Origin of the sequence: Sphingorhabdus sp. (genome assembly GCF_046596595.1) — a bacterium.
In the GTDB taxonomy this organism is placed as follows: Bacteria; Pseudomonadota; Alphaproteobacteria; order Sphingomonadales; family Sphingomonadaceae; genus Sphingorhabdus_B.
Genome location: NZ_JBKJMB010000061.1, coordinates 24216 through 37697, shown reverse-complemented (window position 1 = coordinate 37697; position 13482 = coordinate 24216). Strand labels below are relative to the sequence as shown.

At 54.7% G+C, this 13482-nt stretch carries 13 protein-coding genes; 8 read left to right on the top strand and 5 right to left on the bottom strand.

Annotated elements, in window-relative coordinates; translation table 11 throughout:
• The first annotated feature begins 54 nt into the window (after positions 1 to 54).
• The 3 genes from ACLL9E_RS06160 to cysK all read left to right on the top strand — a co-directional run bounded on the left by ACLL9E_RS06160 (position 55) and on the right by cysK (position 3463).
• Positions 55 to 1110 (top strand): aspartyl/asparaginyl beta-hydroxylase domain-containing protein, encoded by a 1056-nt coding sequence (locus ACLL9E_RS06160; RefSeq protein WP_411290861.1) that lies wholly within the window; start codon positions 55 to 57, stop codon positions 1108 to 1110.
• Positions 1111 to 1196: 86 nt separating this feature from the next.
• Positions 1197 to 2546 (top strand): MFS transporter, encoded by a 1350-nt coding sequence (locus ACLL9E_RS06155; RefSeq protein WP_411290860.1) that lies wholly within the window; start codon positions 1197 to 1199, stop codon positions 2544 to 2546.
• On the top strand, positions 2543 to 3463 hold the full coding sequence (cysK, locus tag ACLL9E_RS06150) for a cysteine synthase A (RefSeq protein ID WP_411290859.1): 921 nt from the start codon (positions 2543 to 2545) through the stop codon (positions 3461 to 3463). The genes ACLL9E_RS06155 and cysK overlap by 4 nt, the downstream gene beginning before the upstream one ends.
• 58 nt (positions 3464 to 3521) lie before the next feature.
• Here the strand turns inward: cysK and ACLL9E_RS06145 are convergent, their stop codons facing one another.
• The 3 genes from ACLL9E_RS06145 to ACLL9E_RS06135 form a co-directional block, all read right to left on the bottom strand.
• Positions 3522 to 5321, bottom strand: a complete 1800-nt coding sequence (locus ACLL9E_RS06145; RefSeq protein ID WP_411290858.1) for an acyl-CoA dehydrogenase C-terminal domain-containing protein — start codon at positions 5319 to 5321, stop codon at positions 3522 to 3524.
• 31 nt (positions 5322 to 5352) lie between these two features.
• On the bottom strand, positions 5353 to 5805 hold the full coding sequence (locus tag ACLL9E_RS06140; RefSeq protein ID WP_411290857.1) for a MerR family transcriptional regulator: 453 nt from the start codon (positions 5803 to 5805) through the stop codon (positions 5353 to 5355).
• 93 nt (positions 5806 to 5898) lie between these two features.
• Positions 5899 to 6759, bottom strand: coding sequence for a L,D-transpeptidase family protein (locus ACLL9E_RS06135; protein ID WP_411290856.1), 861 nt, complete (start codon positions 6757 to 6759; stop codon positions 5899 to 5901).
• Between the two features lie 249 nt (positions 6760 to 7008).
• Between ACLL9E_RS06135 and ACLL9E_RS06130 the strand changes: the two genes are divergently transcribed.
• Positions 7009 to 7596 carry a murein L,D-transpeptidase catalytic domain family protein gene (locus tag ACLL9E_RS06130; protein WP_411290855.1) on the top strand — a complete coding sequence of 196 codons (588 nt, stop codon included), beginning with the start codon at positions 7009 to 7011 and terminating at the stop codon, positions 7594 to 7596.
• 1 nt (position 7597) lies between these two features.
• Here the strand turns inward: ACLL9E_RS06130 and ACLL9E_RS06125 are convergent, their stop codons facing one another.
• Both ACLL9E_RS06125 and serB read right to left on the bottom strand, forming a co-directional pair.
• Positions 7598 to 8137, bottom strand: a complete 540-nt coding sequence (locus tag ACLL9E_RS06125; protein ID WP_411290854.1) for a superoxide dismutase family protein — start codon at positions 8135 to 8137, stop codon at positions 7598 to 7600.
• A 75-nt stretch (positions 8138 to 8212) separates the two neighbouring features.
• Positions 8213 to 9100, bottom strand: coding sequence for a phosphoserine phosphatase SerB (serB, locus tag ACLL9E_RS06120; protein WP_411290853.1), 888 nt, complete (start codon positions 9098 to 9100; stop codon positions 8213 to 8215).
• Between serB and miaA the strand changes: the two genes are divergently transcribed.
• The 4 genes from miaA to ilvC all read left to right on the top strand — a co-directional run bounded on the left by miaA (position 9093) and on the right by ilvC (position 13456).
• Positions 9093 to 10019 (top strand): tRNA (adenosine(37)-N6)-dimethylallyltransferase MiaA, encoded by a 927-nt coding sequence (gene miaA / locus ACLL9E_RS06115; RefSeq protein WP_411290852.1) that lies wholly within the window; start codon positions 9093 to 9095, stop codon positions 10017 to 10019. The genes serB and miaA overlap by 8 nt on opposite strands.
• A gap of 101 nt (positions 10020 to 10120) precedes the next feature.
• A complete protein-coding gene (locus ACLL9E_RS06110) occupies positions 10121 to 11863 on the top strand; it encodes an acetolactate synthase 3 large subunit (RefSeq protein ID WP_411290851.1) in 1743 nt (580 codons plus the stop codon).
• The gene (ilvN, locus tag ACLL9E_RS06105; protein ID WP_411290850.1) at positions 11863 to 12378 is read left to right on the top strand and encodes an acetolactate synthase small subunit; all 516 of its coding nucleotides are present in this window, start codon (positions 11863 to 11865) and stop codon (positions 12376 to 12378) included. The genes ACLL9E_RS06110 and ilvN overlap by 1 nt, the downstream gene beginning before the upstream one ends.
• A 58-nt stretch (positions 12379 to 12436) precedes the next feature.
• A complete protein-coding gene (ilvC, locus tag ACLL9E_RS06100; RefSeq protein ID WP_411290849.1) occupies positions 12437 to 13456 on the top strand; it encodes a ketol-acid reductoisomerase in 1020 nt (339 codons plus the stop codon).
• The last annotated feature ends 26 nt before the right edge of the window (positions 13457 to 13482 follow it).

Below are 13482 nucleotides of genomic sequence, written 5' to 3'. Positions count from 1 at the left end.
AGAGCGGCGCTTCAGCGCAGAGATGGCGCCTCGGCTAGGCTATTGCTCACCGAGTTGTCCGATGACAAAATGCCGTGGTTGTTAATGGCACAGGCATGCAGTCTTTCCGGGGACGTGGCGGCAGAAGGGCTGGCGTTACAGCGACAGCTGGAAATTGAGCCCCGTAATTTGCCAGCATTAATCCTGTCAGGCGAATTGAAGGCCCGCGCCGGCGATGATCGCGCCGCAAACGCCTTCTTTCAGGCTGCGCTCAATCAGGCATCGTCCATGCCAAATGTACCCACTGCGCTCCACCCGATGCTCGACCGTGCGCGCAATTTTATGGACGAGGTGCAGGATAAATTTGAGCAGCATTTGATGGATGGAATTGATCAGGCTGGCCTGCAGCGCGATGGCAGGGTCGGCACAGCCATCGACATGTTGCTTGGCCGCAAGCAACTCTATTTGCAGCAGCCATCAAGTTTTTACTTTCCGGGTCTACCTCAGCGTCAATTTTATGAACGCGATGAGTTCGATTGGATCGCAGAAATCGAACAGTGCGTTCCAGAAATGCAGGCCGAACTGCGCGAAATTCTGGCAGACGGCCAAGACTTTCCGCCATATGTCGAGGCAACGGCTGACCGCCCAAGCGCTGCTAATCCGCTGATCAACGATCCAAGCTGGGGTGCATTTTATTTCTGGCGGAACGGCGAAATTGTCCCGGAAAATGCTTCGCGCTGTCCGGTTACCATGCAAGCGTTGGAAAGTGCACCGATGCCACGCATCAATAGCCGGTCGCCAATTGCGTTATGGTCGTTGCTTAAGTCCAATACGCATATCCAGCCGCACCATGGGCTTTTGAACACGCGGCTGATCTGCCACATTCCGTTGATCGTTCCGGAGGATTGCGCCCTACGCGTCGGCAACGAAACCCGCGCCTGGCGGGAAGGCGAAGCGTTGATTTTCGATGATAGCTTTGAGCATGAGGCATGGAACAGAAGCGGCCAAACGCGGGTCATTTTGCTGTTCGAAATCTGGCGTCCGGAAATATCCTTGGAGGAACGTGCAGCTCTCACCACGATATTCGAGACAATTAACGACTATCATGGTGTGCCCGAGGATATGGGTTAGCCGCCCTGTCTGTAAAATGCTGCTTTGCAGCCAGATAGAAGTCTGTGCATTGCGCGCAGAAACATAAGCCGATAGGCGCACCAAATATGTCTGATATTCCCGCCGAAATTCATCCGCTTAAGATTGCCGATTTCCGCTTCTATTGGATGGCGCGGTTCATGGCGGTACTCGCAACCATGGGAATGGTCGTGGTTATTGGCTATCAAGCTTACGACATCGCCCGCAGCGATTATGGCATGTCGATCCGCGAAGCGTCGTTACAGCTTGGTCTGCTTGGCCTTGTGCAGTTCGTTCCACTTGCACTGTTGACCCCGGTCGCGGGTTGGGCGGCAGACCGTTGGGAACGACGCACCGTTGCCCGGCTCGCCAACAGCATCGACATGCTGGTGGCGCTCGCTTTGGGTTGGTTCACCTATGCGGACGCGCTTACCTTGCCGCTGCTCTTTGTCTTCGCAGCATTGCATGGCGTAGCGCGGGTGTTTGTGGGGCCTTCGATGTCGGCTATTGCGCCAAATATCGTTCCGCCCGCATCGCTCCCGCGCGCGATTGCCTTAAGTTCAATCGCTTGGCAAATTGGCTCGGTCATTGGTCCTGCGGCAGGCGGACTGATGTTCGCGGCAAGCCCGTCCTTACCGTATTGGGCGTCGGCGGGTCTCATGCTGATGGCCACGATCAGCCTCAGCTTCGTGCGGCCGGTCTATCCTCCCCCGATGGAAAAGAAGATCCATCCCATCCGGCAGATGGTCGATGGTATACGCTACACATGGTCAGAACGCTTTTTGCTGGGCGCCATCACGCTTGATCTTTTTGCGGTGCTGCTTGCGGGGGCAACAGCCATGCTTCCCGTTTATGCACGTGACATATTGATGGTTGGTCCGAGTGGTCTCGGACAACTGCGTGCTGCACCTGCAGTTGGTGCTTCAGTCGTAGCTTTAATGCTCGCCATCTGGCCACTGCGTCACAACGTCGGCGCAAAAATGCTTTGGGCAGTTGTGGTGTTCGGCGTTGCCACCATCGGCTTTGGCCTTAGTCACGAAATCGGCAACCGCGTGTTCAGCGACGCGCAAGTGGCTCTCTGTCTTCCCGACTTCGGCTGTGTAGAGTTAGGCGCTGGCATGGCGGTCGCATTGGTCATGCTGGTGGTGCTTGGAGCATCGGACATGCTGTCGGTCTATGTGCGCTCTTCGTTGGTCCAGCTCAACACACCCGACGATATGCGCGGCCGCGTCAGTTCAGTGTCGGGACTTGCCATTTCCGCCTCCAATGAACTGGGCGAGTTGCAATCCGGATTGGCCGCGGCAGTACTTGGCCCCGTCGGCGCGGTTGTATTTGGCGGCGCTGGTGCCATATTCGTAACAGCAATCTGGGCGGGTCTATTTCCCGAACTCAAAAATGCCCGAACATTCGAACCGCAATATAGAGGAAAAAGTCCATGAAAGCACATTCAATCCTCGAAACCATTGGCAATACGCCGCACATCCGCATGGCGCGTATGTTCCCCAATGCTGAGGTCTGGATCAAGTCCGAACGGTCCAACCCGGGCGGGTCGATCAAGGATCGTATCGGCCTTGCCATGATTGAAGCCGCCGAAACAGACGGCAGCCTTAAGCCCGGCGGCACTATCATTGAACCAACGTCAGGCAACACCGGCGTTGGCCTCGCCATGGTGGCTGCGGTCAAGGGATATAAGCTTATACTCGTCATGCCTGAGTCCATGTCGTTGGAACGTCGGCGCTTGATGCTGGCTTATGGTGCGAGTTTTGATCTGACGCCGCGGGAAAAGGGCATGAAGGGCGCGATCGAACGGGCGCTTGAGTTGGTGTCTCAGACCCCGAACTCATGGATGCCACAACAATTTGAAAACGCCGCCAACATCGATGTCCATGTGCGCACAACGTCGCTGGAGATATTGGAAGATTTTGCCGATTCGCCTATCGACGTCATGATTACAGGCGTTGGAACAGGCGGCCATATTACGGGGTGCGCAGAGGTCCTGAAAAAGGCGTGGCCTAATCTAAAGGTGTTTGCCGTCGAACCGACATTGTCACCTGTGATCAGCGGAGGGCAACCGGGTCCGCATGCAATTCAGGGTATCGGCGCCGGGTTCATTCCTGCCAACCTGCACACCGCTTTGCTTGATGGCGTTATTCAGGTGGATCCCGAAGCCGCAAAGGAAACCGCGCGCCGTGCTGCGCGTGAAGAGGGCATGTTGGTGGGTATCTCGTCCGGCGCGACGCTGGACGCAATCGCACAAAAGCTTGCCGAATTGCCTGCCGGAAGCCGCGTGCTCGGTTTCAATTATGATACCGGCGAACGTTATCTTTCGGTGCCCGATTTCTTGCCTGTGGAATAAACAAAAATGCCGGGACTTATCATCCCGGCATTTTGTTATCTAACGGCGGCGTTCATGACTAAGCCGCAGCGAACATTTCAGGTGTGAGTGCCATGATAGCCTCGCTGCCTGCCTCAATCTTGCGGCGGAGCGCGCCGCAGTCTGGCAAATAGCGCTCGGCAAAATACCGCGCCGTCACCAGCTTGGTTTCATAAAATGCAGCGTTGCCAGCCCCTGCATCAAGCGCCTTCTGCGCGCTTTGCGCCATACGCAGCCATTGTAGTCCAAGCGCAACGATGCCCATGATGTGCATATAATGATGCGCGCCTGCGCCGATGTTGTTTGGGTTGGCCATGCCATTTTGCATGAACCACATCGTCGACGCCTTCAGATCGCCATTCGCCTTCTCAAGCCGGCCAGCGAAGTCCGCAAGTGGCCCCGCCTTTGCAGCAGCGCATTCCTCATCGACAATCGCGAACAATGCCTGGATGGCACGGCCGCCATTTTGTGCAAGCTTACGTCCGACAAGATCCATTGCCTGCACGCCATTGGTGCCTTCGTAGATCATCGCGATTCGGGCGTCGCGCACATACTGCTCCATACCCCACTCCGCGATGTAGCCGTGGCCGCCATAGACTTGCTGTGCATTGGTGGCGACTTCATACCCCTTGTCGGTGCCATAGCCCTTGATAACCGGCGTGAGCAAAGACAGCAGATCATCTGCCATCTGACGTTCTTCCTCGGTCTGAGCGTGATGCAGCAAATCGGCTTGCAACGCGCCCCACAAGCAAAAAGCGCGCATGCCTTCCGTGAATGCTTTCGCGTCCATGAGCATGCGGCGCACGTCGGGGTGAACAAATAACGTGTCGGCTTTCTGATCCATATCCTGCGGGCCAGTCAGCGCACGGCCCTGCCGGCGATCCTGCGCATAATGCACCGCATTCTGGTAAGCGACTTCGGCCACACCAAGGCCTTGCTGGCCTACGCCCAGACGCGCAATATTCATCATGATAAACATGGCGGCGAGGCCCTTGTTTTCTTCACCGACGAGATAACCTGTCGCGCCATCATAGTTCATCACGCAAGTAGCGTTGCCGTGGATTCCCATCTTATGTTCGATCGAACCGCAGGAAAGGGTGTTGCGCGCGCCAAGCGAACCATCATCGTTCACAAGGAACTTTGGCACGATGAACAACGAAATGCCTTTAACGCTGTCGGGCGCGCCCGGAGTCTTTGCAAGCACCAGATGGATGATATTTTCCGTAAGATCATGCTCGCCGGAAGAGATGAAAATTTTCGTACCCGTAATGGCAAAGCTGCCATCGCCATTGGGCGCTGCCTTGGTGCGGATTAGGCCAAGGTCCGTTCCGCAATGCGGCTCGGTCAGGTTCATGGTACCGCCCCATTTGCCTGAAATCATGTTCGGCGCATAGGTAGCTTTTTGCGCGTCGCTTCCCTTGACCAGGATCGCAGATACCGCGCCTTGCGTAAGGCCAGGATACATGGCGAATGCCATGTTCGAACTGGCCATCAATTCTTCAAAGGCCATGGAGACGATATGTGGCATACCTTGACCGCCGAACTCTTCAGGCCCGGACAATGTCCCCCAACCGCCCTCACAATACAGCTTATAGGCTTCCTTAAATCCATCGGGTGTTGTTACGCTGCCGTCTTCGTGCCGGGTGCAGCCCTGAAGATCGCCGAGCTGATTTAACGGGAAAAGTACGCCTTCGACAAATTTCGCGCCTTCGGTCAGGATTGCTTCGATCATATCCGCGCTGGCGTTTTCAAAGCCTGGAAGATTGGCAAAGCGTTCGATTCCTAAAACTTCGTTCAGGATGAACTGCATGTCGCGAACAGGGGCATTATAACTTGGCATTTTCTATCCTCAAAAATCACGAATTGCGCTGTCAGGCTGTGGCAGATTTTTCCGCGGCTTCCACTTTTTCAACCGTTGAAACAAACTCAGTAAGTTCGTTGATAGCGCTTTCGATATCATCGCGCTGCGCTTTCAACAGATTAATTCTGTCCCGACACTTTTCGATTGTAACACGCCGTTGAATATTCCGGCCGTCATTCAAATCATAAAGGTCGATCATCTCGCGAATTTCCGCAAGGCTAAACCCAACGCGCTTGGCGCGCAATATCCACGCAAGGCGGGCGCGGTCACGTTTGGAATAAATGCGCGCCAGTCCCATACGTTCCGGCGAAATCAACCCTTGATCCTCATAAAATCGCAAGGCGCGCGCGGTTACTTCAAATTCGATCGATAGGTCCGATATCGTAAAGGATTCCCGGTTATATGCGTCGGGCGTTTCGATGGTTGCATCGGTTCGCCTTTGATCGCGCGTATAAGATTCCATAGCACCTTCCCTCTTCGTTGCAGTAACGTCACTAGTTTACGTTAGCGTAAACGTCAATCAGCGAAGTGCGGCCGTTCTGCTTGTGGGGTCTCGTCAGCTTACGGGATCGGGCAAAGGCGTGTTCGCCGGCTCGGGCGTCGAACCAGTCACGGGTTGTGCAGGATCAACAGCTGGGTCCATTGGCTGAACCGCTGGTTCCTCAACAGGCTTTGGCTCTGGTCGTTTAACGGGTGTTGCCGTATCCTTAAGGACAAACACCTCTTGGTTCATCTGCGTCACGCCATAAAGCATTTTGGCAAAAGCGAGCGGTAACCGGATGCAGCCATGCGATGCGGGATATCCTGGCAGGTGGCCGCCATGGATCGCGATGCCATCCCATGTCAAACGCTGCATATAAGGCATTGGTGCATTGCTGTAGAGATTGGATTTATGATCGACATTTTTTTGCAGAATATTGAAAAAACCGGTCGGCGTTTCCTTGCCCTTCTTACCTGACGATATGGTGCTAAAACCAATCAACACGTCATTTTGAAACACATATATCCTCTGAATATCGAGAACGATCACGATTTTCATCGGCCCTTCATAAACGGCTTGCGGAACCCACACGAAGTCCCCCGGCTTTAAAGCGTCCACTGGTCCCTTTTTTCGCGGCTTGGGCGCAGGTGTAACGACGGGGGGGGCAATGACCGTAGGGGCAAAGACAGGCGGAGTAGTCACAGGTGGCACTGCGACTGGCGGCGTAACAATCGGTGGGGGCGAAGTGGTCGGCACAACCAATTGCGGATTGGTGGCTGGATCATTCTCGGGTGGCTCGGTGGGTTGACTCTGGCTCTGTTTAACGCGCGTGGTCTGGGCCTGCTGCTGGGATGCAAAAGCGCCGCTTGTCACCAAAAGAAGCAGTGCAAGCGCATATAAGCTATGCAATTTGCGGATACCCGCGCCAAAACTCATGAAGTTGCCCCAGACCGTGTCAACGAAACAGCCCGCTGGGGGCTGCGATTAGTGGTTCCGTAGCAAGAACCGTAGGAATATTCGACGTCAAAATTGTTAAATGCGACAAAACAGCTTGATACTACAATGCGCCTAAACGGCCTGCTTTTGCGCCCAAACGCAATTGATGCCCTGTTTTTGTAAAGGATTGCCGCTTATCTCAGTCCCATGAGTTTTATCGGCCGAAGGCAATTCATACATTCTGCAATATTGGGGGCAACGCTGCTTGCGGTGCCGTCGCGTGCCGCAGAGATCGTCTTTCTCCCTGGAACCGGTAACGGACATGCTGGGCCTTCGCCATTGTTACTTGCTCGCGCAAAAGCGGCTTTGGCCAAGCATAAATCGCGTATCCACAACCACGACCTTTTGGCCATCGCCGATTTTTCAAAACCGTCGCGTGACCCGCGCTTTTATGTCGTTGATTTGCGTAACGGACATGCAACGCCCTATCTGGTCGCCCATGGCAAGGGTTCAGACCCAAGCCATAGTGGTTGGGTCCAAAATTTCTCGAATGTCCATGGCTCGGAGGCGACTTCAGCCGGCAGTTATCTTGTCGGTGAGACCTATATTGGCCAATATGGTGAATCCCGACGGCTTATCGGGCTGGACGCTGAAAATGATCAAGCGGAGGCACGCGCCATCGTGATCCATCCCGCCTGGTACGTGAACCAGACAATGATTCATGACCAAGGGAAAATCGGCAGAAGCCAAGGCTGCTTCGCATTCGCCAAGGAAGATATCAATGTCATCCTGGAGCGCGTTGCCCCAGGATGCTTACTTTATGCCGATAAAATATAAATCAGCTTTTGTTTCCTGATTTGAAAACACCGCAAATAATACGCTTGCCACTGTTGCCGCTTGGATCGGTTTTATAGTCGTCAGCTTTTTCGTGAATAATCAGTGCGCCGCCATCGGCGTCGAGCAACCCCGCAGGGCCTGACAGTTTCATGTTCGGAAGCTGATATTCGAGGGTGATCTTGCGATCCCCGGCCGCATCTACATTTGGCAGATCGCCGCCATGCGCGCCCATCGGATTATCCCGGCCATGCTGTTTCATATCAGGGTTCCAGTGCGGCCCGGCGCTAGTGAACTCGGGCCCTTGGCATTTTCCAACTGCATGAAGGTGCATGCCAAAAGTACCTGCTGCAGGTGCTTCAGCGGACAAGCTCATAAATACGCCATCGCTGCGTTGCGATATTGTCGCCACACCGGCCCAGCTGCCATCGGCGCGTGCGAGGTCCGCCGTTAACACCTCGGAAACCTCAACAGCACTCGTTGATTTTAAGGTTGAGCAGCTGGCGATTACTGGGATGATAAGAATAAGCAAAAATTTACGCATAACATGCTCCTATAATGGGCGTTTGGCGGCAACATAACACCAACGGGGCCACACTCAATTTGTTTCGCAGCGTTACTATGCCCAGTGTTCTGGCCTGACGCCCTGCGCGAATAACAAGGCCGTTAGGTCATTATGGCGAACGGCGAAGTTCGCAGCCTCGGCAAGCTGTGGCCGGGGATGATAACCGACGCCGAGACCATCTCCCGATACTGCTGCCCTTATCATCGGTAAATCATTAGCGCCGTCGCCAATGGCCAATGTCGCATTTAGGTCTATCCCTCGAAAATCTGCGGCGGATGTTAAAACGTCACGCTTAACATTGGCGTCGACAATTTCCCCGAATAGTGCTCCCGTCAGCTTGCCGTCCAGTATTTCAAGCACATTAGCATGCACTTCGGCGAAGCCCAGCATTGCCGCCACGGGCCCGGTAAAGCTTGTAAACCCGCCCGACACGAGCACAGCATGTGCGCCCCACCCCGTCATTGTGCGCACAAGAACTTCGGCACCTGGCATGGGCCGAACGCGTTCCCGAAGGCAGGTTTCGATCACATTTTCGTCAAGTCCGGCAAGCAATGCCACACGGGCTTTCAATGCTTCGGCAAAATCAAGCTCACCTGCCATAGCACGTTCCGTAATCGCTGCGATTTCTGGCTTGATACCCGCATAATCGGCAAGCTCGTCGATACACTCAACGGTGATCATGGTGCTATCCATATCGGACACCAAAAGCATCTTGCGCCGGTTGCTCTCTGTCTGGACCACGATATCCAACCGATCTTCCAAGTCAGACATTGCTGTTCGCGCGCGCGCCATGTCGCCTTCAAAAGCGATATCAACCGCCTTCCATTGCGCAAGCCAGGTTACCGGGCCCGGAATGCAATCAGCCATCTGCAAGCGGTCGGCGGCCTCGGAAACTATGCCACTTTCAGCCGTATCTGCTGCTATCAGGGTCAAGATGGGCATTTCGAATCCTCAAAAGATGGTCGCGCTTATTGCGGGTCCGACCGCGAGCGGCAAGACGGCATTAGCGCTGCATCTCGCCAAATCGGGTAATTTTGTAATTGTTAATGCCGATAGCGCGCAGGTTTATTCCGACTTGCCGATATTGAGCGCGCAACCGACCGTCGAAGAACAAAACAGCGTGCCGCATCATTTGTTTGGATATCTTGATGGCGTAACCCACTGCTCCGCAGCACGGTGGGCAGGCGATGCAAAATTGGCGATTGCCCAAGCACATGCGGCGGGTGCAACGCCAATACTAGTCGGCGGCAGCGGCCTGTACATCCGCACTTTGCTTGACGGTATTGCCCCAATTCCTGAGGTCGATCTTGCATTGCGTGCGCAGGTGAGAGCGATGCCCGTCGAAAAAGCATATGCAGCGCTTCAGAGGCTCGATACAACAATTGCGGCAACCCTGTCACCGACGGACATCAGCCGCATCACGCGCGCGCTTGAAGTCGTCCAGAGCACGGGATGCAGCATAGCGGAATGGCGCAAGACAAAGACGGGCGGAATCGGCGCCGAGATCGACTTGCGTCCGACATTGCTTCTGCCGCCGCGTGACTGGCTCTACCACAGGTGCGATGCCCGCTTTGCTATGATGATGGAGCGTGGCGCGGTGAACGAGGTGGAGGCGCTTCTCGCACGTAATTTGCCTCATGACGCGCCGATCATGCGGGCTATCGGCATGCCGGAAATATCGGCCTACCTGACAGGCACGATGCAATATGACGAAGCGGTAATGCGCGGACAAATCGCGACCCGGCAATATGCCAAGCGACAGTTCACGTGGTTTCGGAACCAGGCCCCGGCGGGGTGGCCGCGGATGGAAGAAGAAATAAATGACTCAAATATGCTAAGTTTTGAAACATTATTTCAATGATACTATTTGACAAGCCATTTTCTAATCATTAGCTAGCCCGCTCTTGCTTACCCTATTGCAGTGCAACATAGGGCGGCAGCTAAACAAATAAGGACTGTCCAGTGGCCGAAAAATCCGGCGCAGAAATATTGATCGATACCCTGATTGAACAGGGTGTGGACACCGTGTTTGGTTATCCCGGTGGCGCGGTGTTGCCGATTTATGACGCGCTGTTTCAACAGACCAAAATCCGCCACGTCCTTGTGCGACATGAAGCGGGCGCTGCGCATGCAGCGGAGGGTTATGCACGTTCAACCGGAAAGCCAGGCGTTGTCCTCGTGACCTCTGGGCCCGGCGCAACCAACGCTGTAACCGGCATTGCCGATGCGTTTCTTGACTCGATCCCTCTGGTTGTTTTGACTGGTCAGGTTGCGACCAACCTAATCGGTACCGATGCGTTTCAGGAAGCAGACACCGTTGGCATCACCCGTCATTGTTCGAAGCATAATTATCTCGTGAAGGACCCGGCTGAGCTTGCCTCTGTTGTGCGTGAGGCCTTTGCTATCGCTACAAAAGGACGCCCGGGTCCAGTCGTTATCGATATCCCCAAAAACGTGCAGGTGGCAACCGCCGCGACCGATGTTAAGCGCCCCACTCCGTCGCGGTACACTTATGCTGGCGAAGCAGACTATGCGGAAATAAACCGTGCCGTCGAGTTGCTGGCACATGCCAAGGCACCGATATTGTATACCGGCGGCGGCATCATCAATTCAGGGCCAGCGGCAAGTGAAGCGTTGCGCGAATTGGCCGAATTAAGCGGAGCGCCGGTAACCTCAACGCTGATGGGCCTTGGCGCTTATCCAGCATCGGGTGATGCCTGGCTTGGCATGTTGGGCATGCACGGTACGTATGAGGCCAATATGGCCATGAACCAATGCGACGTGATGGTGTGCCTTGGTGCGCGCTTTGACGACCGAGTGACGGGCCGCCTCGATGCTTTTTCACCTAGCAGTATCAAAATCCATGTCGATATTGACCGCAGTTCGATCAACAAGACGGTCCGTGTCGACCTACCCATCGTCGCAGATGTTGGCACGGCCATGCGGCAGATGATTGATGTATGGAAAGGCCGGAAATACAAAAAGCCGGCACTCACAGATTGGTGGTCGCGGATCACGGGCTGGCGCGCGGTTGATTGCCTCAGCTATCCCGGCAGTACGCAGGAGATCATGCCGCAATACGCGATCGAACGGCTGTTTGCGGCAACCAAGGACAAGGCACCGATCATAACGACTGAAGTGGGCCAGCATCAGATGTGGGCGGCCCAGCATTTCCACTTCGATGCGCCAAACAAGTGGCTCACCAGCGGTGGTCTCGGCACGATGGGCTATGGCCTGCCCGCGGCAATCGGCGCGCAAATGGGCCATCCCGACGCGCTCGTCATTGACATTGCGGGCGAAGCATCAATCCAGATGAACATTCAGGAAATGGGCACGGCGACGCAATATCGCCTGCCTGTGAAGGTATTCATCCTGAACAATGAATGGATGGGCATGGTGCGTCAGTGGCAGGAACTGACCTATGAAAGTCGCTTTTCGGAAAGCTATTCCGACAGCCTGCCTGACTTTGTCGCGCTCGCCGAAGCTTATGGCTGGAAAGGCATTCGCTGTGATGATCCTGCCAAGCTTGATGATGCTATCGCTGAAATGTTGGCTTATGACGGACCAGTTATGTTCGACTGCCGCGTGCATAAAACATCAAATTGCTTCCCGATGATTGCGTCCGGTGCGGCTCATACCGATATGATCTTGAACTCCGATCAGGTCTCCGGAACGATGGATGACGAAGCAAAGGCGCTCGTATAATGCATATAAAGCAGGAGATCAGCGAGCGTCACGTCCTGACGCTGACGGTGGATAACGAAGCGGGCACCCTTGCGCGTATTGCCGGGATGTTTACTTCGCGCGGATATAATATCGACAGCCTTACCGTCGCCGACATCAGCGAAGATCACACGACCAGCCGGATAACAATTGTTACCAAAGGCCCCCCGCCCGTCATTGACCAAATAATTGCGCAATGCGAACGGCTCGTCCCGGTACATAAAGTCACGGACCTCACCGAAGCTGGACCGCATGTCGAGCGCGAGCTTGCGTTGGTAAAAGTCAGCGGTGCTGGCGACCAAAGGGTCGAAGCTATGCGCTTGGCCGATATTTACCGCGCCCGAGTTATCGATGCGACCGTCAACAGCTTCATTTTCGAAATTACCGGTGGGCCTGAGAAAATCGACACGTTCGTAACTCTCATGCGTGAGGTCGGCCTTGTCGAAATAGGCCGGACGGGCATTGTGGGGCTGATGCGCGGATCCGAGGCAAGTTGAAAATCATCGTCACGCTAAAACAATGTGCGCGTGACGGCAAAAAAGAGGGATTCTGAAAATGAAAGTTTTTTACGACGCAGATTGCGATCTCGGCTTAATCAAAGACAAGAAGGTCGCGATTGTAGGCTATGGCAGTCAAGGCCATGCCCATGCGCAAAACTTGCGCGACAGTGGCGTTGCAGAGGTCGCGATTGCATTGCGGGCTGGCTCGGCCACGGCCAAGAAGGCCGAAGCTGCTGGCTTCAAGGTTCTGGCAAACGCCGACGCTGCGGCCTGGGCCGATATTTTAATGGTTCTGGCACCAGACGAACATCAGGCCGCAATTTACGCCGATGACCTCCATGCCAATTTGAAGCCGGGTGCAGCGTTAGCATTTGCGCACGGCCTCAACATCCATTTCGGCCTGATTGAGCCGCGGGACGACATTGACGTCATCATGATCGCACCAAAGGGCCCTGGCCATACCGTACGCAGCGAATATCAGAAGGGTGGCGGCGTGCCATGCCTGATTGCCGTCGCGCAAAACGCAAGCGGTAACGCACATGACGTGGCACTTGCTTATGCAAGCGGCGTTGGCGGTGGACGCAGCGGCATCATCGAAACCAACTTTCGCGAGGAGTGCGAAACAGACCTTTTCGGTGAACAGGCCGTGTTGTGCGGTGGCATTACCCACCTGATTCAGGCCGGCTTCGAAACATTGACCGAAGCAGGATACGCACCCGAAATGGCTTATTTCGAATGCCTGCATGAAACCAAGCTGATCGTTGACCTGTTGTACGAAGGCGGCATCGCCAACATGCGGTATTCCATCTCCAACACGGCCGAATATGGCGATATCACTACTGGACCACGCATCATTACTGACGAAACAAAGGCAGAAATGAAGCGAGTTTTAGCTGACATTCAATCTGGTCGTTTCGTCAAAAATTTCGTGCTTGATAACCGTGCAGGCCAGCCTGAACTTAAAGCGGCGCGCAAGGCGGCGGCTGCACATCCAATTGAGGCGACAGGTGCCCAATTGCGCGCGATGATGCCGTGGATTGCAAAAAATAAGCTGGTGGATCAGGCAAAGAACTAAATTTATTTTCACGGCTTGACAGTTTT

Bases quoted from the DNA above. Each gene is read 5' to 3' on its own strand.
- cysK (WP_411290859.1), top strand. From the start codon at position 2,543: ATGAAAGCACATTCAATCCTCGAAACCATTGGCAATACGCCGCACATC.
- miaA (WP_411290852.1), top strand. From the start codon at position 9,093: ATGGGCATTTCGAATCCTCAAAAGATGGTCGCGCTTATTGCGGGTCCG.
- ilvC (WP_411290849.1), top strand. From the start codon at position 12,437: ATGAAAGTTTTTTACGACGCAGATTGCGATCTCGGCTTAATCAAAGAC.
- ACLL9E_RS06155 (WP_411290860.1), top strand. From the start codon at position 1,197: ATGTCTGATATTCCCGCCGAAATTCATCCGCTTAAGATTGCCGATTTC.
- ACLL9E_RS06125 (WP_411290854.1), bottom strand. From the start codon at position 8,137: ATGCGTAAATTTTTGCTTATTCTTATCATCCCAGTAATCGCCAGCTGC.
- ACLL9E_RS06145 (WP_411290858.1), bottom strand. From the start codon at position 5,321: ATGCCAAGTTATAATGCCCCTGTTCGCGACATGCAGTTCATCCTGAAC.
- ACLL9E_RS06140 (WP_411290857.1), bottom strand. From the start codon at position 5,805: ATGGAATCTTATACGCGCGATCAAAGGCGAACCGATGCAACCATCGAA.
- serB (WP_411290853.1), bottom strand. From the start codon at position 9,100: ATGCCCATCTTGACCCTGATAGCAGCAGATACGGCTGAAAGTGGCATA.
- ilvN (WP_411290850.1), top strand. From the start codon at position 11,863: ATGCATATAAAGCAGGAGATCAGCGAGCGTCACGTCCTGACGCTGACG.
- ACLL9E_RS06135 (WP_411290856.1), bottom strand. From the start codon at position 6,759: ATGAGTTTTGGCGCGGGTATCCGCAAATTGCATAGCTTATATGCGCTT.